Below are 19,417 nucleotides of genomic sequence, written 5' to 3' on the forward strand. Positions count from 1 at the left end.
AGAAGGTCGGTATCCCGGTGACGACGACCTTCTCCGGCCGGACGCCGCGGCGGACGAAGAAGTCGTCTCATCATCTCGTCGCCTCGCTTCCCGCCATGGGGGCGGGCGCGGGGCGGAACGCCGCCCGGCCGCCGAAGAACACGAGCAGGCCGAGCGCTATCCACACGAGCTCCTTGGCTCTCTTGATGAGGACGAAGGCGGCGCCCACCGTGGCGGCGGCGGGTACGCCGAGCGCGGTCAGGAAGGCGACATAGCCGGCGTCCTGCACGCCGAGCCCGGCAGGCACCATGAAGGCGGCGGCGCGGAGGAGCGCGAGGACGACCTCGAACGAGAGGACCTCGGGGAGCGAGACGTCGACCCCGAGGAGCCGGAGGAAGAAGTACGTCTCGGCGCCCTCGGCGAGCCACATCCCGAGCAGCAGCAGCGCCGCCGCCGCGAGCGCGGAGCGGCGCTCCCCGAGCGCGGCCGCATGCCGGTCGGCCGCGGAGAAGGCCGCGGCCCTCGCGTCGATATAGGCCTTCACGCGCTGGCCGGGCAGGCGCTTGAGCCACGCGAAGACCCGAGACGCGACCGTGCCCGAGAGGAGCGCGCCCGCGAGCGCGAGCGCCACGGCGAGCAGGCCGAGCCCCGAGAGGACCACGAGCCACGGGAGCCCCGGCCCGCCGATCAGGGGGCGCGAGGCGCGCTCCAGGTGGCCGAAGCCGAGCGCGATGGCGATCGCCACGTAGGCGGCGTTCGCGAGGACGATCAGCGCCCTGCGCGCCGCGATGCCGGCGACGGCCTGCGGCCCCGGGATCCCGCACCACCGGTGCAGCAGATAGAACGTGACCGACTCGGAGAGGGCAGCGCCGGCGGGGACGCTCATGTTGAGCGCCTCGGTCGACAGCGTGAGCGCGAGGTACCGGGAGAACGGCGCCGGCCGCCCGGACGCGGGGTTGCCCGTGTCGAAGACGCGCCGGCTCGCCTCGGCCTGGAAGAGCCGCGCGACGAGGTTAGGGACCAGGGCGAGCGCCATCATCGGCGCCCCCACCGAGGCGATGAGCGCCGCGACGCTCGGGAGATCCGCGCCGCGCAGCGTGCTCCAGAGCGCCGCCGCCGCGATGGCGACCCCGAGCCACCTCAGCGCGACGGCGCCCGCGCCCGGGCGGGCTCGCGCCCCGGGGACAGGCTCATCGTGGGCGTCACGGGCAGCGTCAGGGGCAGCGTCAGGGGCAGCGTCAGGGGCAGCGTCAGGGGCAAAGAGAGTCATCGCACGTTCGCGCTCCGGCGCCGGCCGAGGGCCTGAGGCCGAGGGCGCATGCTCGTATCGCGCAGGCGCGTCGCGCGCTGATGTCGTGGGCGCAACGCCGCGGCGACACGCCGCGGCACGCCGCGACACGCGCGGCCGTGCGTCGAGCTCGTCCGCTCCGGTCGACCGCGTCCGACGCGCTCGAGCAGCCGACGAACGCGCGGCGTGACGCGGGGATCGGCTATCTTCCTGGTTCGCTGGAGACGCGCTGGAGCGGAGAGCGGCTCCTCGGCGGGGTGGGAGGGGGGCGGCCGGAAGGATGGAAGGAAGAGCGAACGTGGCGACGGATCAGGACAGCATCGAGCGGCTCCGGGTGGAGAACGCCGGATTGCGAAAGGAGATCGACAGGCTCCATGAGCAGCTGGGGCGCCGGGAGGAGCGGACGCGGCTCATCCTGCAAGCGGCCGTCGAGGGGTTCCACGTCGTCGGGTTGAACGGCGAGATCCTCGACTGCAATCCATCCTTCGCCGGCATCGTGGGTTACGACCGGAGCGAGCTCCTGACGATGAACATCGGCGAGATCGACCCGCGGCCGCCGCACGAGGTCACCATGGTCATCGAGGAGATCAAGGCCAAGGGGTCGCTCCGCTTCCTCGCGAGGCACCGCCACAAGGACGGCCACATGATCGACGTCGAGGTCAGCTCTCACCTCGTCCAGAGCGGTGATGAGCAGTTCTTCTCTGCCTTCTCGCGGCCCCTCACGGAGCAGCTGAGGCGCGAGCAGGCGCTGCGCGAGAGCGAGCAGAAGTTCCGGGCGATCTTCGACGAGACCTCGATGTTCATCGGCCTGCTCACGCCGCACGGGGACCTGATCGAGTGCAACCGGACGATGGCCGATTTCACCGGGGCGCGGCCGGGCGAAGCGCGCGGCGGGCCGCTCTGGCAGGCGCCGTTCTGGGTCGGCGGAGCGAGCGCAGGGGAGCGGATCAAGGAGTGCGTCCGCCGGGCAGCGGCGGGCGCGCCGTCGTCGTGCGAGGTCCAGATCCACGGGCCCGGCGGGCGCGTGGCGACGCTCGACCTCAAGATGAAGCCGATCCTCGACACGCTGGGCCAGAGCGTCCTCCTGATCGCCGAGGGGTACGACGTGACCGAGCTCCGGCGGGCCGAGGCGGAGCGCGCGGCGCTTCAAGCGCAGATGATCGACGCGCAGGAGGCGACCATCCGGGAGCTCTCGACGCCGCTCATCCCGCTCGACGCGGGGATCCTGGTGATGCCCCTCGTCGGGCGGCTCGACCGGGTGCGCATCGAGCAGCTGCTGGAGCGCTTGCTCCAGGGGGTGGTGGCGCAGCGCGCGGTCACGGTGATCCTCGACGTCACCGGCGTGCCGGTGGTGGACGCCGAGATCGCGGACTCGCTGATCAGGGCGGCCCAGGCGGTCAAGCTGCTCGGCGCGGAGGTCATCCTCACCGGCGTCGGCCCCGAGGTGGCGCAGACGATGGTGAGCATCGGCATCGACCTCCGGGAGATCGTCACGCTGAGCTCGCTCCAGAGCGGGCTCCACCACGCGCTGGGGCGCTCTCGCCGCGGCGTCGGGAGGAGGTCGGGCGGCCCGCGGCGCCGCGACGGGTGACGGGCTGCAGAGCGCCTCCCCAGCGAGGTGTCGCCGTCAGGATCGCGCTCGGGTCAGCGGCGGATCGGCTCGGCGAGCCAGCGCACCAGCGCATCGCCGTCGAGATCGAGCAGGGCATCGTCGAAATCGCCCAGCCCGATGGCCTGTGCGCGCTCGACGATCGAGCGCTCCTCCTCGGCTGTGGGCCGGCGCCCGACCCGCCGCGCGAAGAGGCGGCCGAGCAGCTGGGCGATGGCCTGCTGCTCGGCCTCCCGCACGCGCTCGTCGAGCGCCTCTCTCATCCACGGTACGCTCCAGAGCAGGTCCTTCTCCGTTTCCCTGTCGTCCATCAGCATGACGATCTCCTTCCGCAGATTGTGCCCCCAGGGGTCGATGGCCGCCATGACGAGGAGCGCTGTATATAACTCGACCCGCTCCTCGCCGGTCGCCACCCGCGCGTGGATCTCCGCGACGACCTCCCGCATCGCGGCGGCGGAGGCGTCCCGGGCAAGCGGGGCGAACACGAGCCAGAACACGCTGCCGCGCGCCCTGAGCTCGGCGACCGTGCGCTGGTAGACCGCGTCGATGCGGAAGCGCGCGCCGCTGAACTGCCGCTCGCGCCAGGCGGTGCGGCGCGTCCCTGTCGCGGGCAGGCGCTGCCTGCGGCCCGAGAGGACCACGGCGACGCTCTCGATGGGCGGCACCGGCTCTCCGGGGGCCTCGCGCCGAAGCGCGGCGAAGAGGAAGCCGAGGTACTCGAACATCTGGTCGGGCACTTCGTCGCGCCACGCGAAGCAGAACTCGACGTGCAGCACGCGCGGCTCGTCGCCGACGCGCATGCGCAGCGCCTTGTCGAGGCGCCGCTCGAGCTTCGTGACCTGCGTGTCGATCCAGCCGAGGACCTCGACCGGCCTGCCCTCGGGGACAAAGACGCGCGTCAGGTCCCCGGGGCACCTCCGGGCGATGTGGCGCAACGTGATGTCGGCGTCTCCCATGCAGCGCGACCTCGGCAGATCGCGTACCAGGGAGCGAGTCGCCGAAATCAGCCGGGTGCCGGGGGGGCGCGGCGCGCTTCGGGGCTGGCGCCGCCATGGCGGACGGCGGCCTCCCCCGCGCCAGCGGCGGCAGGGCAACGCCCGCGCGGCGCGCCGCTAGGCGGTGCGGCCGCGCGCCTCGCGCACCAGCGACACCATCGCCTTCCGCACCTCGTCCGTCGTCGAGACCGGCGCGCCGAACGGGAGGCGCGCCGCCTTCGGCCCCGCCGGCGTAATGACATCCAGCTCGAAGCCGTAACGATCGACCGAGGTCATCGTCGCGCCGGTGGCGTCCTTGATGCCGGCGAGGACCTTCGCGTACGCGAGGACCGCGTCGGCGTGATCGGTGTTCATGTGCTCGAGGATGCCCGCGGCGTCGGCGGCGAGCGGATCGGGCTCGGCGGCCGCGTATGCGTCGGCCTCGACCCAGGACATGCGGCCGAAGCCGCCGACGTAGCGGATCGACACCGGGTCGAGCCGGTAGAAAGAAAAGTCAGTGAAATCGACGTAGTACGACGCGCGCGGGTGCGCCGCGAGGAAGCTCGTCCGGGCGGCGGCCGCCTCGGCGCCTTCGAGCGGGCGGCACGGGCCCATCAGGGTCACGCGGCCGAGCGCCAGCGGGTCGGCCAGGCCCTCGGCGGGCTCGGCGAGGAGCAGCGACGCCTCGGCGCGGACCTTGAGGTTGCCTGTGTGCTCGGCGAGCGCCGACAGCAGCAGCAGCGGGCGCCCGTGACCGTCCACGGTGACGGCGACGAGCGAGCCGTACGGATAGCCGGCGGGATCCCGCGCGAGCGTGCACAGCGTGGCGGCGCGGGCCCGCTGCGCCAGCGTGCGGCAGCGCTCGGCGTGGCTCGGCGCCTTCGCGCCCTGGAGCGGTGGATCCGCCGCCGGCTCCGGGCCGGCGCCGGGGCGGCCGTGGTCTGTGCTCGTCGACATGGAAGGGCGGGTAGCACGCCGGGAGGGCCGGAGGAACCGGGGCGCCGCGCCGCCCGGCGCTACGACGGCAGCACCCGGAGCCGCCCTCGCTGCGCTGCCACGTCGCGTCCGCCCGCCTCGGCCGCGCGCGGCGGCGCGGGCAGCGCCTGCGGCCACGCCGCGAAGTCCTCCGGGAGCGGCCCCGGGAGCGCCGGCTGCGCCGTCCGCTCCAGGAGCTGGAAGTCGCAGCGCGCGACGAGATCGAGCGGGAGCCCCTTGCCCGGCCCGCCCTTCGCGAACCACGCGCGCGCCGCCTGCACGTTGCGGATGAGCACGGCGTGCTGCGGGTCGCGCTTCGCCGCCGCCGTGAAGTGGTCCTGCATCGCCTGCCAGTCGCGCCGGCCCGCCGCGACGCACGCGAGCGCGTTGAGCGCGAGCCCCGGCAGCGGATGGCCGAGCTCCAGCGCGCGCGCGGCGTGCCGCTCCGCGAGGTCGAGCTGCCCCGCGTCGAGGTAGGCGACGCCGAGCTCCAGGTGCGCCGCGTGGTGGTCGCCGAGCCGCTCGAGGATCGCCGCGCGCTCCTCCACCCCCTCGCGGTAGAGCTCGCGCAGCCCCTTGTTCTTCTCGAACCAGGCGCTCATCAGCGCCGTGTCCTCCTCCGAGGCGTCGAACGGCGTCTTGAGCTCCTGGAAGTCGCCGCGGAAGTAGACGTCGCGCTCCAGCCAGCCGGCCGCCTCGGCGTCGTCGAAGTCGCGCGTGCCGGGGTAGATGGACAGGCACGAGAAGATGTACTGGTGCGGCCTCGCCGCCTCCAGGAACGCGAGCGTCTCGCGGAACGTCTCCGCCGTCTCGCCGCGGTTGCCCAGCATCATGTAGTAGCGGACCTGGATCCCGTACTTCTTCGCGAGCTCTGTCGACTCGATGATCTTCTTGACCGTGATCTTCTTGTCGATGTTCTTCAGGATGGACGGCGAGCCCGACTCGACGCCGAGGCTCAGGCGCTGGCAGCCGGCGAGGCGCATCTCGCGGAGCAGCTCCTCGCCGAGCACGTCGACGCGCGTGTCGCAGCTCCACAGGAAAGAGATCTTCCGATCGCGGATGCCGCGGCAGATCTCGATGACGCGCTTGCGGTTGGTCGTGAAGGTGTCGTCCTTGATCTGGACCATCTTCACCGGCAGCTTCGCCACGGCGGCCTCGATGGAGTCGAGCACGTAGGGCACCGACTGGCCCCGGAAGCCGCGGCCCCAGGTCGCCTCGGCCCCGCAGAACGTGCACGCCCAGGCGCAGCCGCGCGAGGTCATCACGATGTGCGTGGCGAAGTGGTCGTGCGGCGACGCGAGCGCGTCGAGCTCCTCGATCGCGGGCCGGGGCGGGCCGAGCTCGACCCGGCCGTCGACGCGGTAAGCCGTGCCGGCGACGCCGAGCGCGGGCCGGCCGGCCTCGAGGCGCTCGAGGAGCTCGAGGAACGAGTGCTCGCTCTCGCCGAGCGTCACCGTGTCGATCTCGGGGTGGTGCCGCAGCATCTCGGCCGCGAGCGGGGTCGCGTGCGGCCCGCCGACGACGATGTGCGCCCCGGGGTGGAGCCGCCGGATGCACCGGGCGGTGAGCGCCACGCCGCGCCGGTTGGCGGTCCAGCACGACAGGCCGAACACGTCCGCGCCGAGCTCGCGCACGACCCGCTCGACCTGCGAGAACGGGTACGACGAGAGGTTCAGCACCTTCACCTGGTGGCCCGCGCGGATGGCCTGCGCGCCCAGCGAGAAGAGCCCGTACGGGGTCTGGTGGAAGTCCGGGTCGAGGTCGCCCTCGCGGTACTCGGCCGGCGGGCCGTCGCCGCTCGCGTCGAGCGCCTCCCCGGGCGCGGGGATCTTCCAGGGCGGTGGGTAGAGCAGCGCGATGCGCATCGTTCCTGCCTTTCCGGTGCCGTCGATCACGCGGGCGCGGCGCCGCGCTCGCTCCGCGCGCCGCCGGGGCCGTCGGCGTCGATGCGGCGCGCGCGCGCGATCCGGGCGTAGAGCTCGGCGCTCGGCCGCGGGCTGCGCTCCTGGGTCACGCGGTCGACCTCGACGAGCCCGAAGCGCGGGGCGTACCCCTCGGCCCACTCGAAGCCGTCGAGCAGCGACCAGTGCATGTACCCGCGCACGTCGACGCCGCGCTCGATGGCCCGCGCGACCTCCGCGAGGTGCCGCACGAGGAACCGCGGGCGCTGGTCGTCGTCGGCGTCGGCGATGCCGTTCTCCGTGATGTAGATCGGGACCCGGGCGCGGGGCCACCAGGCGTCGAGCACGTGGCCGAGCCCCTCGGGGTAGATCTCCCACCCGAGATCGCTGACCTCCGCCCCCTCGGGGACGAGCCGCCGGAGGAACCCCGCGCGCGCGTGCGCCGGCGAGAAGCGGACGAGGTCGCGGCTGTAGTAGTTCACGCCGAAGAAGTCGTGCAGGCCGCTGTCGCAGACGGCGCGCGCGAAGGCGTCGTTGAACAGCCGCTCGAAGAGGGCCGCCCACATGCGGTCGGCGAGCCGCCCGAACCGCTCCGGCTCGATGACGCGCAGGTGGTGCGCCACGCCGACCGAGATGGAATGCCCGCGCCGGCCCGCGGCCTCGTGCATGGCGCGGTACATGGCGGCGTGGGCGCGGAAGAGGTTCTGGTGGGCGCGCACCGCCTCGACGGGCGAGCTCCGCGCAGGCGGCCAGACGCCGAGCAGGTGGGCCTGCAGGGCGAGCATGTTGGGCTCGTTGATGCTGATCCAGAGCTGGCACAGGTCGCCGAGCGCCTCGACGGCGCGCTCGGCGAAGCGCGAGAGGAGCGCCGGCAGATCCTGCGAGAGCAGGCCGCCCCGCTGCGCGACCCAGCGCGGCAGGGTGACGTGGTGGACGGTGACCATCGGGGTGATCCCGGCCTCCCGGTGCGCGCCGAGCACGTCCCGGTAGTGGTCCCACGTGGCCGGATCGAACTCGCCCGGCTCCCGCTCGACGCGGGCCCACTCGATGGAGAGCCGGTGCGCCCCCATACAGAGCCGCGCCTGGAGCGCGACGTCCTCGCGGAAGCGGTGCAGCTGGTCGCACGCGTCGTCCGGCGTATCGCCGCCGCGGACGCGCCCCGGCTCGCGCGCGAACGCGGCCCAGTCGCTCTGCGCGCAGTGCCCCTCGACCTGTGTGGCGGAGGCGGCAGTGCCGAACAGGAACCCGTCCGGGAAGCGCAGATCCTCACCCATGAGCGCGCATCCTACGCGAACTCGCGCCGGGCGGCTGCCTTCCGGAGCAGCCGTCCGTTTGCTCGACGCGCCGGGCGCCGGTACGCTCGGCCCGGTGTGCGCGGCGCGGTGCGTAGATGCGGGGGGCGCGCGCCGCCGAGCGTGGGCCCTCGCCGCCGCCTCGCTCGCCGCGGCGCTGCTCCACGGGGCCGCGCCGGCCCGGGCGGACGGGGTCGGCTGGGCGACGGCCCAGGCCGCCGAGCTGACGCGCCAGGCCGAGGCCCGCGCCGCGGCCGGCGAGGCCGACGTGGCGCTGCAGCGGTACCTGGAGGCGATCCGCTTCGACGCGACCTACGGCCCGGCGTACCTCGGGCTGGGCGCGCAGTACGAGCGGGCGGGCGATCCGCGCGAGGCGGAGCGCGCGTATACCGTGGGGCTGGACCACGTGAGCGGCTTCGTCGAGGGCCACCGCGCCAGGGCGGCGCTGCGGTCGCGCGAGGGGCGGCGCGAGGAGGCGATCGCCGACCTGGAAGCGGCGGCGGCGCTCCGCGGCGACGACGGCGAGCTGCTCCAGGAGCTCGCGGCCGCGTACGTGGCGGCGGGCGCGCTGCCGGCGGCGCTCGGCGTCGCGCGGCGGCTCTCGGCGCTCGCCGCGCGGAACGGCGATCGCGCCCTCGCGGCCACGGCGGCGACGCAGGCGCGCGCGCTGTCGGTGCTGGTCGGCGAGGCCGATCCCGTGCGCGCCGGCGGCGCCGATCGCGGCCCGGTCCGGCGCGCGCTCGCGCGGTACGCCGCGGGCCCTGCGCGGGGGAACGCCGCGGATCGGCGGCGCGAAGGGCGGTGATGCCACGACGCCGGCCCGGCGGCCGTATCGGGCGCGGGGAGCGGCCAGCGGCGCGGCTCGCTTGATCTCCTGTCGGACGGGCCGCCTGCGGCTGAGCCCCTCTCTCCAGGCCGGGGAGCCCGGATAACCGAGCTCGCCCGCGGCGAGCGGCCCCGGACGAGGCAGATTGTCACGTTCGCCCCGCCGCCCGAGGAGCAGCGCGCCGCGGATGCGACCAGCGCACCGGAGCCGGATCTCCCGGCGATGTCCCGCTGGCACCTCGGTTGCTGCAGCTCCTGTTGGAGCTCCGCGCCGCGGTTGCACGCGCAGGCTGGCACGGGATCGGCACGGATACCCCTCGTCCAGAACCTCGGCGCATCTCTGCAGAGCGCGGCGGCCTGCGCCTCTCGGCCGGCCGGCGCGCCGCCCCCCTGAAGGGAGAAAGCGAGAACCCATGAAGGCGGTAGTGTTTCACGGCATCGGCGACATCCGGATGGACGACGTCAAGGAGCCGAAGATCAAGGAGCCGACCGACGCGATCGTCCGGATCACGGCGAGCGCCATCTGCGGGACCGATCTCCACTTCGTCCGCGGCACGATGCCAGGGATGGTGCCGGGCACGGTCCTCGGCCACGAGGCGGTCGGCGTCGTCGAGGAGCTCGGCGCCGACGTGCGGAACCTGAAGAAGGGCGAGCGCGTCGTCGTGCCCTCGACGATCGCGTGCGGCTATTGCTCGTACTGTCGCGCCGCGTACTACGCGCAGTGCGACAACGCGAACCCGAACGGCAAGCACGCGGGCACGGCGTTCTTCGGCGGCCCCGCCATGTCGGGCCCGTTCGACGGGCTGCAAGCCGAGCTCGCGCGCATCCCGTTCGCCGGCGTCGGCCTCGTCAAGCTGCCGAACGGCGTCAGCGACGACCAGGCCATCCTGCTCTCCGACATCTTCCCGACGGCGTACTTCGGCGCCGAGCTCGCCGAGATCAAGCCCGGCGACACGGTCGCGATCTTCGGCTGCGGCCCTGTTGGCCTGTTCACGATCGCGAGCGCCAAGCTCATGGGCGCGGGGCGCATCATCGCGGTCGATCGCGTCCGCGACCGCCTCGAGATGGCGCGCGAGCAGGGCGCCGAGACCGTCGACTTCTCCGCCGAGGACCCGATCGAGGCCATCCTGCGCCTCACCGGCGGCATCGGCGTGGACCGGGCGATCGACGCCGTGGGCGTCGACGCCGAGCGCCCCCACGAAGGCCCCGCCCACAAGGAGGCGAAGCAGCAGGCCAAGGCGTTCGACCTCGAGGTCAAGCAGATCGCCCCCAACGCGCGGACCACGGGCGACGCCTTCCGCGCCGGCGACGGGCCGTCGCAGGTGCTGCAGTGGGCCGTCCGGTGCGTGGCCAAGGCGGGGACCATCGCCGTCATCGGCGTCTATCCGCAGACGTCGCGCACGTTCCCCATCGGAGAGGCCATGAACAAGAACCTCACCCTCCAGATGGGCAACTGCAATCACAGGAAGTACATCCCGAAGCTGGTGGACCTCGTGCAGACGGGGCAGGTGGAGCCCACCGCGATCCTCACCAAGAAAGCGCCCCTGGAATCGGCGATCGACGCCTACAAGGCCTTCGATCGGCGAGACGCCGGGTGGGTGAAGGTCGAGCTCCGCCCGTCGCGGGCGGGGGCGCCCGCCCACCTGGACCGCGCCGTCGCGTAGCCCGGCGCCGCCTCCGCGACGCTGAGCCTCGGCCGATGCGATCAGGCGGGCTTCGCTGCGCGTCGCGCTGCGGACGGGGCACGCTGCCGGACGGCGATCGCGGCCTTCAGGCCCGCCCGCAGGTCCCGGAAGGTCTCCACGCCCGACCAGTCGAGCCCGAGCCGCGTGAGCGCCTGCGCCATGGCCGGCGAGATGCCGACGAACGAGCACGCCGCGCCGAGCAGCCGCGCCGCCCGGACGGCCTTGAGCAGGTAGCCCGAGACGACCTCGTCCGTGACCGACACGCCCGTCACGTCGAGGATCACGCGGTCCGACGAGGTCTCCACGACGCTGTCGAGCAGGCTCTCCAGGATGAGCGACGATCGCCGGTGGTCGATGGTGCCGACGAGCGGCAGGACGAGCACGCCTTCCCAGACCTGGATCACCGGCGTGGAGAGCTCGAGCAGCGCCCGCTCCTGCTCCTCGACGAGGCGCAGCTTCCTCTGCAGCTCCTCGGTGCGCATGAGGGCCGCGCTCTCCGCCTGCCGCTTGCTCTCGAGGAGCGCCCGCTCGGCCTGCTTCTCTCGCGTCACGTCGCGCAGCTCGACGAGGATCAGCTCCTCGCCCGCGGCGCTCACCTTGCGCGCGAGCACCTCGAGGTCGACCGCGCGGCCGCCCTCGCGCGCGGCGCGGCAGGTGAACCGCTTGCGCGCGCCGCCGAGCACGTCCGGCCACGCCCGCCCGAGCGGCTCGAGCGGGTGCCCGCTCGCCAGCGCCCCCCCGCGAATCGCCAGCGCCTCCGGCCCGGCGAGGCCGTCCCCGAGCAGCTCCCGGATCCGCGCGTTCGCGAACGCGACATCGCCGGTTCCGGTGTAGACGAGGACGCCGTCGCGGATCGCGTCGAGCACGCCCCGCAACGCCTCGAGCGCCGCGCCCTCCCCCGGCGTGTCGCGCTCCGTCACGCCGGTGCCTCGCTCGCGGGCTCCGCGCTCACGCCGCCCCCGGCGGGTGGGCCCTGCGCAGCCAGGCCAGCGCCTCCTCCTCGGAGAAGAACGCGGCGATGTGCGCATCGTCCTCCGCGAACCGGCTGGCGGCGAACTCGTGGTTCTCGACGACCTGCTCCGCGCCTGGCGCGGCCTCCCTGGGCAGGAGCGTCGCGACCCGCTTCAGCCCGGCCGCGTAGGCCTTCGGCATGATCTCGTCTCGCTGCCAGTCGTTGATGCCGTCCCAGCTCGACTTGCAGTCGCGTATGTCGATGAGGCACAGCGGGCCCCCGCACTCCAGGAAGACATCGTAGAAATGACCGCCGATGATCTCCTTCATCTCCTCGTCGAGCGGCGTGCCATACCAGCGCGCCACGAAGACCCCGGGGATGCGGCCAGGCTTCTCGATACGGTGGATGCGCTCGCCAACGACGTTGAAGGTCTCCACGACGTCGCCGTCGTGCACGACGCGGATGCCGGTCCGGGTCTCGATGGGTCTCTTGAGTGTCTTCGTCATCGGAGCTCCCCCGCCCCCCTGCCACCCAGGTCCCCCGGAGCGCCGCAGGGGGCGTCTGGGTATACCTATCGAGCGCGACCTCTCCGTCGCAAGCGTCTTCGGGCCCCGGGCGCGCGAGCTGCCGGTGTCCTTGTGAGACAGCCCATGAACGAGGCAGCTCATATGAGCGAGGCAGCCCATGAGGTCGTTCAGCAGCTTGTGCTCCGCCATCGCGGCCAGGGCCGTCCCGTCGTCGATCGGAGACCTGCGGTTCAGGGATCAGGCCTCCGCGTTGGCGAACTAGAGCCCGAGGTCGAGACCGACAGGAGGTTGAGCAGGACCTGCTCCAGGCGGCATGACGGGCAAGGGCGTCGCGAGGTAGCCTCCCGGCCATGAGCGGACCACGTCCTGCCGCCCGCGCCGCCCGCCCTGACCCCGCCACCCGCCCCGACCCCGGCGTTGCGCCCGCCGGCCGCGCCGTCGTCGACCCCGGCGCCCCTGTCTCCGCCGACCGCCGCCTCGACCCTGCCGACCGCGCCCGCGCCGCGCTGCGGGCCGGGCGCATCGCGGCGCTGACCGCCGGCGGCCTCGCCCTCGGCAAGCTGCTCGCCGGCCAGCTCGGACAGTCGATGGCCGTGACCGCGAGCGCCGTCGACTCGCTCACGGATCTCTTCGCCTCCTCTGCGAACGCCCTCGCCATCCAGCTGGCGCACGCCGCGCCCGACCGCTCGCACCCGTTCGGCCACGCGAAGATCGAGACGCTCGCGACCGCCGGCCAGGGCCTGCTCATCGGCGGCTCGGGGGTCTACCTGCTCATCGAGGGCATCCGGCGGCTGCTGTCGCCCGAGCCGCTCCGCCTCGCCGCCGTCACGCTCGGCGCGATGGCCGCCGCCGCGCTCGTCACCGCGGCGCTCGTGGCCTACCTCGGCCGCGTCGCCGCGCGCACCGGCTCGAGCGCCATCCAGGCCGACGCCGTCCACTACCGCACCGACATCGCCGCGAACCTCGCGGTCTTCGCCGGCGTCGCCGTCACGTACGCGACGGGCTTCTCCCGCATCGACGGCGTCCTCTCGGTCGCGGTCGCCGTCTACATCCTCACGTCCGCGGGGACCCTCCTCCGGCTCGGCGTGCGCGACCTCATCGACACGAGCGCCCCGGAGGAGCGCGTCGGCGCCATCGCGGCCGCGCTCGACGCCATGCGCGAGCGCGGCGAGCTCCTCGGCCACCACGCGCTCCGCACGCGGATCGCCGGGCGCACGCTGTTCGTCGAGGTGCACATCGAGCTCTCGGGCGACCTCCCCCTCGCGCGCGCGCACGCGACCGGCGACCGCGCGCGCGACGCCATCCTCGCCATCGAGCCCGACGCGCAGGTGCTCGTGCACATCGACCCGGAGCGCGACGAGCCGGCGTGAGCGCCGTGAGCGCGCCTGGCAGCGCCGCTCAGCCCGGCAGGGAGCCCGGCTCGGCCCCGCGCGGCGGTCCGGCCCGCGGCAGCTCGACGAGGAACGTCGCCCCGGCGCCGAGCGCGCTCTCGACGCAGATCGAGCCGCCGTGCGCCTCCGCGATCCTGCGGCTGATGTACAGCCCGAGCCCCAGCCCGCCGTAGTGCCTGTCGGACACCGCGCGCTCGAACCGCTCGAATATCTGCTGCTGGCGCGCCGGGTCGATCCCGATCCCGTGATCCCTGATCGCGAGCCGCGCCGTCTCGGCCTCCTCCCCGACGGAGATCTCGACGGGATTTCCCGCGCCGAACTTGATCGCATTGGCGAGGAGGTTCGAGACGATCTGGTCGACCCGCGAGCGATCCCAGAGCCCCACGACGCGCCGGCCGCCGCCCCGCAGCGAGACCGAGCACCCTGCGCGCGCCAGATCCAGCTTGAACCGCGCGATCACCTCGCGCACGACCGCCACCAGGTCGACCTCCGCGACCTCGAGCGACAGCCGAGCCGCGTTGATCCGCGAGACGTCGAGGAGCTCGCTGTTCAGGCGCGTCAGGCGCGCCACCTGCCGCAGCGCGCGGTCGACCTGCCTGCGCATGGCCTGCGGATCCCAGGTGCGACCCGGCTGGAGGGCCCGATCCACGGCCTCGAGCGTGAGCGTGAGCGACGTCATCGGCGTGTTGAGCTCGTGCGTCGCCACCGTCAGGAACTCGTCCCGCACGCAGATGGCGTCCTGGGCAGCGCGGTAGAGCCGCGAATTGTCGATCGCGATCGCCGCCCGGCGCGCCACCTCCTGCACGAGCGCGAGATCGGCGTCCCCGTAGCGATGCTCCGGCACGCACGAGACGATGTTCAGCACGCCGATCCTCTGTCCCCGCGCCACCAGCGGCACGATGATCGAGCTCACCGCCCCGAGCTCGCGGATGAGCCTCGCGTGCCCGTCGTCCTCCGCGTATTCCCGGAGGACTTCGTCGGAGACGTCGGCGAACAGGAGCGGCTCACCGCCCCGCAGGGCCTTGAGCGCCGGGTGAGGCGAATCCCAGCCAGGCGGATACCGCCGCTGTAGCTCCGCGAGCAACGACTCCTTGGCAGGATCTCGGTGCGCCCAGGAGAGCCGGCGGATCACCCCGCCTTCCACGAGGTCGATGATGCACCAGTCGCAGAACGTCCGGACCGACAGCCGCGCGATGCACGACAGCGTCTCTCTGTCATCGAGCGACCCGGAGAGGATGTCCCCGGCCTCCGCCAGGAAGGCGGCGCGCCGCTCCGCCGCCTCGGCCGCGTTCCGCGCGGACTGCTCCCCGGAGAGCAGCCGCGCGTTCTCCAGCGAGATCGCCGCCTGTGTGGCGAGGAGCGAGAGGGCGGTGAGCCTGTCCTGCGTGAACGCGCCCGCGAGGAGATCGTTCTCGAGGTAGAGTATGCCCGCCACCTCGGCCCGCCTCAGGATGGGCACGCAGAGGAGCGATCGGGTCCTGCGCCGCGCGAAGTACTCGTCTCCGGAGAACTTGCCCGCATCGGCCGCCGCGTCGTGCAGGATGACGCGCTCCTTCGTGCGGTGTACGTAGCGGACGAGCGACGCGGGGACGCGCCGCGACACCTCCTCCGTCGAACGCGGGAGGACGGTCGTCGCCGCCGCGCGTTCTTCGAGGGCAGCCTCGGCCTCTATCGAGAGGCGCTCGCCCTGAACCAGGACGAGGCAAGCTCTCTGCGCGCCGCCCTGCTCGAGGACGACCGTGAGCAGCGTGCACAGCAGCTTGTCGAGGACGATGTCGCTCGAGATGGCCTGAGACGCCTTGATCACCGAGAGCAGGTCGATCTCCTCGGAGCGCGCCGCGAAGGTGGCGGCCTGGGCGAGCGTCCTCGCCTCCCAGAGGCGAGGATTCCGCTGCTCGATCCGCTGGACCTTGCCGTCCGCCCCCCAGCGCGCGTAGCAGGCGTGGGCCTCGCGGAGGTACGTCGCGGCGAATGCGTCGAGCCCCCGCGCCCGGTAGAACCTCGACGCGACCTCGTACGCGAGCGCCTCGCCGTGGACGAAGCCGCTCTCGCGCGCAGCGCGGATCGCCGCTTCGTAGAGGAGCTCGGCGTCGAGAGCCCGGCCCTCGAGGCGCGCGATCTCGGCGCCGACGAGCGCGGCCCGGCTGCCGAAGTTCTCTGGGCAGCTCGAAGCCCAGACCTCGATTTGCTCGCGGTGGGCTGCGAGCGCCGCGAGGTGCCGGCGCCGCTCGTCGTTCGACGCGGGCGACGCGGGCGCCCCCTCGCAGCACGCCGCCCGCGCGAGCGCGCCATAGAAATGGTAGTCGCTCACGTAGAAGAACGACTGCACCGCCCAGAGGAGCCGCTCCACCTTCGTCGCCACGGCGAGGGCAGAAGCGTAATCGCCGGCGTGGAAGTGCGCCTGGAGCTTGCAGATCCAGTACCAGCAGGCGGCGACCGAGAGGCGCGGATCGCTCTCCAGGTGCTGCTCGAACCTGGCCTCGTCAAAGGTCGCGTCGTTGAAGGAGGAGAAGCTGGGCGTCAAACCGCGGAGGCACCGGATGAGCTGCAGCTGCGCGATGACGCAATCGATGATGAGACCGAACCTCGCCTTCCGTACGAAAGCGAGCGCGCTCTCGGCTTCGTGCTGCACGTCCCCGAGCGGCTCCGCCTTGGCGAGCAGCATCACGATAGAGGCATTGCGGGCAAAGGCTGCGAAGGTGAGGTCACCGGTCTCGCTCGCCATGTCGAAGACGCGCCGCAGGAGCTCGATGCAGGTGCGCACGTGCCTCGTCCAGGGATTGACCAGGACTCCGAAGTCCAAGTAGACGCGGGCCTTGAAGCGGTCGAGCCCATGCTTGTCCACCAGATCGAGGCCGAGCTTGCCGAAGCGGTACCCCGCGCGGTAGTCGCCGAAGCGCGAGCCGAGGACCGCGCCGACTTGCACATAGCCGAAGCACGATCCGTCGCTGTTCCCATGCTCGAGGCTCAGGTTCACCATGCGACCGACGAGGAGGCTGTGCAGCTTCTGGTCGGTGAACAAGGCCGGCGCCTGGCCCCAGTTGAGGATGTCCATGATCGCGCGGATCGCCGGATCGGTCATCGGGGGCAAGTCCACGAGCGCCTCGATCGGCCTGCTCCCGAGCTGATCCCACATCCGCTCGTACTCCTTGCGGACTTCCTCCTCTGTCGGGTGCGGCGACCAGTCGACGCCGACGCGCCGCAGGACCTCGAGGCAGACCTCGACGGCGAGCTCGCTCCGATCCAGCGTCGTGTAGAGGTCCGCGCGCACACACGCGACCGCCGCCGCGTCGGCGAGGCTCCCTGCGCGGCGCGAGAGCATCGAGAGCCGCTCCTCCGCCGCCCCGAGCTCCCCGGTCAGGTACTCGCACTCTGCCCGGCGCAGCTCGAGCGCGAAGGCGAGCTCGTGCTGCCGCTCCCAGGGGTCGTTCTCCAGGAACGCGGCGCCGGCGACGAGGTAGGTGAGCGCCGAGGCGAAGGCCGCCGACGCCATGGCGCGCTTGCCGGCAACGAGGTTGAGCCTGGCGCATCGCTCTCGCTCTTCCCGTGACGTGATCAGCGGGGCGCCGCGGTCGAGCTGATTGACGATCTCGAAGATCTTCTCCTCGAGCTCCTCCGGCGCCGTGCGCGCGGCGAGCAGCCTGCCTATCCCGAGGTGCGCCTCCGCCCGCTCGCCTTCGGGGATGAGCGAATAGGCCGCCTCCTGCACCCGATCATGGATGAATCTGTACGAGCTGGGGAGGCGCTGGACGAGCCCCGCGGAGACGGCCTCCCACAGGTCCGCGTGCGCGTCCTGCTCCGAGCGCCCGTGGACCACCGCGAGGAGGGCGACCTCCGCGGTGTTTCCCAGGCAGGCGAGCTGCTGCAGCGCCCTCTGGGTGCTCGGAGAGAGCCGCACGAGCTTGCCGACCATCAGGTCGACCACGTTGTCGGTGAGGCCCTTTCCGCGGATCCTCGCCACGTCCCACCGAAACCTCTCGGCGCACTCGTCGAACGCGATCAGCCGCTCTTCGTGCAGCGCGGTGAGGAACTGGATCGCGAAGAAGGGGTTGCCGCCCGTCTTCTCGTGGACGAGATCCGAGAGCGGCGCGGCGTCCTCGCGACTGCAGTGGAGCGCGTCGCTGACGAGCGCGGCGAGGTGCTCGCGGGAGAGCGGGCCGAGCGCGATGTCCGAGATACGCGCGCCCTCCTTCCGCACCTGGTCGAGCGCCAGCACGAGCGGGTGCGAGGGGCTCACCTCGTTGTCGCGGTACGCGCCGATGACGAGGAGATGATGCGTCTCGGGGTGCGTCAACAGATCACGGAGGAGCCCGAGGCTCGCCAGATCGGCCCACTGGAGATCGTCGAGGAAGAGCGCGAGGGGGTGCTCCTGCCGGGCGAACACCCCGATGAAGTTCCGGAACACGACCCGGAACCGGCTCTGCGCCTCGGCCGGCGGGAGCTCGGCGACCGGAGGCTGCCGGTCGATGACGAGCTCGATCTGGGGGATCACCTCCACGATGAGCTGTGCGTTGCTCCCGAGCGCGCCGAGCAGGCGCTGCCGGAAGGCCGCGATACGGTCCTCGCTCTCGGCGAGGATCTCGAGCACGAGCTCCCGGAACGCCTGGACGAGCGTGGAATAGGGGATATCGCGCTTGTACTGGTCGAACTTCCCCGAGAGAAACAGGGCTCGTTCACGGACGATCGGCCTGTAGAGCTCGTGGACCAGCGTCGACTTGCCGATGCCCGAATAGCCGACGACCACGACGAGCTCCGGGGAGCCCGTGGCCACCACCCGCTCGAGCGCGCAGAGCAGCGCGGCCACATCGTCCTCGCGGCCGTAGAGCTTCTGAGGGACCTGGAACCGGCGGGAGACATCGCGCTCGGCCAGGGGAAACCGCTCGATCCTGCCGGTCGCTCGGCGCTGCGTCGCGCACCGATCGAGGTCGTGCTCGAGGCCGCGGGCGGTCTGGTAGCGATCCTCGGGCGTCTTGGCCAGGAGCTTCAGGACGAGCGCCGAGAGCACCTCGGGCAGCTCCGGCACCAGCGCCGAGGGCGCCGGCGGGGCGCGGGCGACGTGGCAGTGCACCCACTCGAGCGGGTCCCGCGCCTCGAACGGCAGGCGCCCGGTGAGCATTTCATAGAACGTCACGCCGATCGCGTAGAGGTCGGCGCGGCTGTCGATCGCCCGGTTCATTCGCCCTGTCTGCTCGGGAGACAGGTACGGCAACGACCCCTCGATGAGCCGTGGAGGCCCCGCCGGCGCCTGCTCGCGCGAAAAGCGGGACGCGAGGCCGAAGTCGGCGAGCTTGACCTGGCCGGTGGCTGGGTTGACGAGGATGTTCTGCGGCTTGAGATCCTTGTGGAGGACGTCCCGCTCGTGGATCGCCGCCACGCAGGCCGCGATGCGGACCGCGACGTCGAGGAACCGCTCGGCGTCCATGGGCGCGCCGATGAGGTGATCGAGCGGCTCGCCGCCGAAGTCCTCCAGGACGAGCGCCGGCAGCCCCTCGTGCGTCTCGAGGGCGAGCGGCGCCACGACCGCCTCGTGGTCGAGCAGCTTGCCGATCGCGTATTCCTGCTTCATCCGCTCGATGTCCTGCGGGCGGCTGCGCCTCGGGTCGAGGACCTTCAAGACCACCGGCAGGCCATCCGCGCTCCGGACCGCGCGCAGCAGGCTGACCCGCGGGCCCTCGTGAAGGGTCTCGGTGACCAGGTAAGAGGGAGCGCTCACGTCCATGGCGAGCCCCCTGCGGAAGATGCGCCACGAAGCGCTGGAGCCTGGCGGTCTGGCAGGACATGGCGGAAGCCGTCGACCCGGGCGCGGTCGAGCCCGCGCGCCTCGCCGAGACGACCCGACCCCGCCGGCGGCGTGAGCGCGTGGCGCCCGCCGGGCGCCGCGTTCCGGGTCACCGCCTCCGACGGTCGTGCCACCCAACGCCCCCTCTATCGATAGACTACCACGGGGGGAGGCACGTCCATTCCGAGGCGCGCCTCTCGGTGGGTGCTTGCCGCGCGGGCGCGCTCACCCGAGGAGGCC

At 72.7% G+C, this 19,417-nt stretch carries 12 protein-coding genes; 4 read left to right on the top strand and 8 right to left on the bottom strand.

Going from position 1 to position 19,417, the window contains the following annotated elements; all coding sequences use genetic code 11:
- Positions 1-70 precede the first annotated feature (70 nt).
- Positions 71-1,249, bottom strand: a complete 1,179-nt coding sequence (locus WMF29_RS22750; RefSeq protein WP_437330848.1) for a lysylphosphatidylglycerol synthase transmembrane domain-containing protein — start codon at positions 1,247-1,249, stop codon at positions 71-73.
- A 316-nt stretch (positions 1,250-1,565) separates the two neighbouring features.
- Here WMF29_RS22750 and WMF29_RS22755 point away from each other — a divergent pair, with 316 nt between their 5' ends.
- Positions 1,566-2,858, top strand: coding sequence for a PAS domain S-box protein (locus WMF29_RS22755; protein WP_437330849.1), 1,293 nt, complete (start codon positions 1,566-1,568; stop codon positions 2,856-2,858).
- Between the two features lie 53 nt (positions 2,859-2,911).
- Here the strand turns inward: WMF29_RS22755 and WMF29_RS22760 are convergent, their stop codons facing one another.
- The 4 genes from WMF29_RS22760 to WMF29_RS22775 all read right to left on the bottom strand — a co-directional run bounded on the left by WMF29_RS22760 (position 2,912) and on the right by WMF29_RS22775 (position 8,000).
- Positions 2,912-3,832, bottom strand: a complete 921-nt coding sequence (locus tag WMF29_RS22760) for a hypothetical protein (RefSeq protein ID WP_437330850.1) — start codon at positions 3,830-3,832, stop codon at positions 2,912-2,914.
- 156 nt (positions 3,833-3,988) lie between these two features.
- Positions 3,989-4,807 carry a HugZ family protein gene (locus WMF29_RS22765; RefSeq protein WP_437330851.1) on the bottom strand — a complete coding sequence of 273 codons (819 nt, stop codon included), beginning with the start codon at positions 4,805-4,807 and terminating at the stop codon, positions 3,989-3,991.
- Between the two features lie 59 nt (positions 4,808-4,866).
- Entirely contained in the window at positions 4,867-6,690 is a 1,824-nt protein-coding gene (locus tag WMF29_RS22770) for a radical SAM protein (RefSeq protein WP_437330852.1), read from the bottom strand.
- 26 nt (positions 6,691-6,716) lie between these two features.
- On the bottom strand, positions 6,717-8,000 hold the full coding sequence (locus tag WMF29_RS22775; protein ID WP_437330853.1) for a glycoside hydrolase family 1 protein: 1,284 nt from the start codon (positions 7,998-8,000) through the stop codon (positions 6,717-6,719).
- A 58-nt stretch (positions 8,001-8,058) separates the two neighbouring features.
- On the opposite strand from WMF29_RS22775, the gene WMF29_RS22780 reads away from it, so the two are divergent.
- Both WMF29_RS22780 and WMF29_RS22785 read left to right on the top strand, forming a co-directional pair.
- A complete protein-coding gene (locus WMF29_RS22780) occupies positions 8,059-8,823 on the top strand; it encodes a tetratricopeptide repeat protein (RefSeq protein ID WP_437330854.1) in 765 nt (254 codons plus the stop codon).
- A 433-nt stretch (positions 8,824-9,256) separates the two neighbouring features.
- A complete protein-coding gene (locus WMF29_RS22785; RefSeq protein WP_437330855.1) occupies positions 9,257-10,507 on the top strand; it encodes a zinc-dependent alcohol dehydrogenase in 1,251 nt (416 codons plus the stop codon).
- A 41-nt stretch (positions 10,508-10,548) separates the two neighbouring features.
- Here the strand turns inward: WMF29_RS22785 and WMF29_RS22790 are convergent, their stop codons facing one another.
- Together WMF29_RS22790 and WMF29_RS22795 are read right to left on the bottom strand one after the other, a co-directional pair.
- Positions 10,549-11,448 (bottom strand): STAS domain-containing protein, encoded by a 900-nt coding sequence (locus tag WMF29_RS22790; protein ID WP_437330856.1) that lies wholly within the window; start codon positions 11,446-11,448, stop codon positions 10,549-10,551.
- A 28-nt stretch (positions 11,449-11,476) separates the two neighbouring features.
- On the bottom strand, positions 11,477-11,986 hold the full coding sequence (locus WMF29_RS22795) for a hypothetical protein (RefSeq protein ID WP_272092988.1): 510 nt from the start codon (positions 11,984-11,986) through the stop codon (positions 11,477-11,479).
- A 371-nt stretch (positions 11,987-12,357) separates the two neighbouring features.
- Between WMF29_RS22795 and WMF29_RS22800 the strand changes: the two genes are divergently transcribed.
- On the top strand, positions 12,358-13,377 hold the full coding sequence (locus WMF29_RS22800) for a cation diffusion facilitator family transporter (RefSeq protein ID WP_437330857.1): 1,020 nt from the start codon (positions 12,358-12,360) through the stop codon (positions 13,375-13,377).
- A 28-nt stretch (positions 13,378-13,405) separates the two neighbouring features.
- Here the strand turns inward: WMF29_RS22800 and WMF29_RS22805 are convergent, their stop codons facing one another.
- Positions 13,406-19,117 carry a sensor histidine kinase gene (locus WMF29_RS22805; protein WP_437330858.1) on the bottom strand — a complete coding sequence of 1,904 codons (5,712 nt, stop codon included), beginning with the start codon at positions 19,115-19,117 and terminating at the stop codon, positions 13,406-13,408.
- Between the last annotated feature and the right edge of the window lie 300 nt (positions 19,118-19,417).

Source organism: Sorangium sp. So ce381, assembly GCF_051473845.1.
GTDB classification, from domain to species: Bacteria; Myxococcota_A; Polyangia; order Polyangiales; family Polyangiaceae; genus Sorangium; species Sorangium atrum.

Bases quoted from the DNA above. Each gene is read 5' to 3' on its own strand.
- WMF29_RS22805 (WP_437330858.1), bottom strand. From the start codon at position 19,117: ATGGACGTGAGCGCTCCCTCTTACCTGGTCACCGAGACCCTTCACGAG.
- WMF29_RS22775 (WP_437330853.1), bottom strand. From the start codon at position 8,000: ATGGGTGAGGATCTGCGCTTCCCGGACGGGTTCCTGTTCGGCACTGCC.
- WMF29_RS22770 (WP_437330852.1), bottom strand. From the start codon at position 6,690: ATGCGCATCGCGCTGCTCTACCCACCGCCCTGGAAGATCCCCGCGCCC.
- WMF29_RS22785 (WP_437330855.1), top strand. From the start codon at position 9,257: ATGAAGGCGGTAGTGTTTCACGGCATCGGCGACATCCGGATGGACGAC.
- WMF29_RS22750 (WP_437330848.1), bottom strand. From the start codon at position 1,249: ATGACTCTCTTTGCCCCTGACGCTGCCCCTGACGCTGCCCCTGACGCT.
- WMF29_RS22760 (WP_437330850.1), bottom strand. From the start codon at position 3,832: ATGGGAGACGCCGACATCACGTTGCGCCACATCGCCCGGAGGTGCCCC.
- WMF29_RS22795 (WP_272092988.1), bottom strand. From the start codon at position 11,986: ATGACGAAGACACTCAAGAGACCCATCGAGACCCGGACCGGCATCCGC.
- WMF29_RS22765 (WP_437330851.1), bottom strand. From the start codon at position 4,807: ATGTCGACGAGCACAGACCACGGCCGCCCCGGCGCCGGCCCGGAGCCG.
- WMF29_RS22800 (WP_437330857.1), top strand. From the start codon at position 12,358: ATGAGCGGACCACGTCCTGCCGCCCGCGCCGCCCGCCCTGACCCCGCC.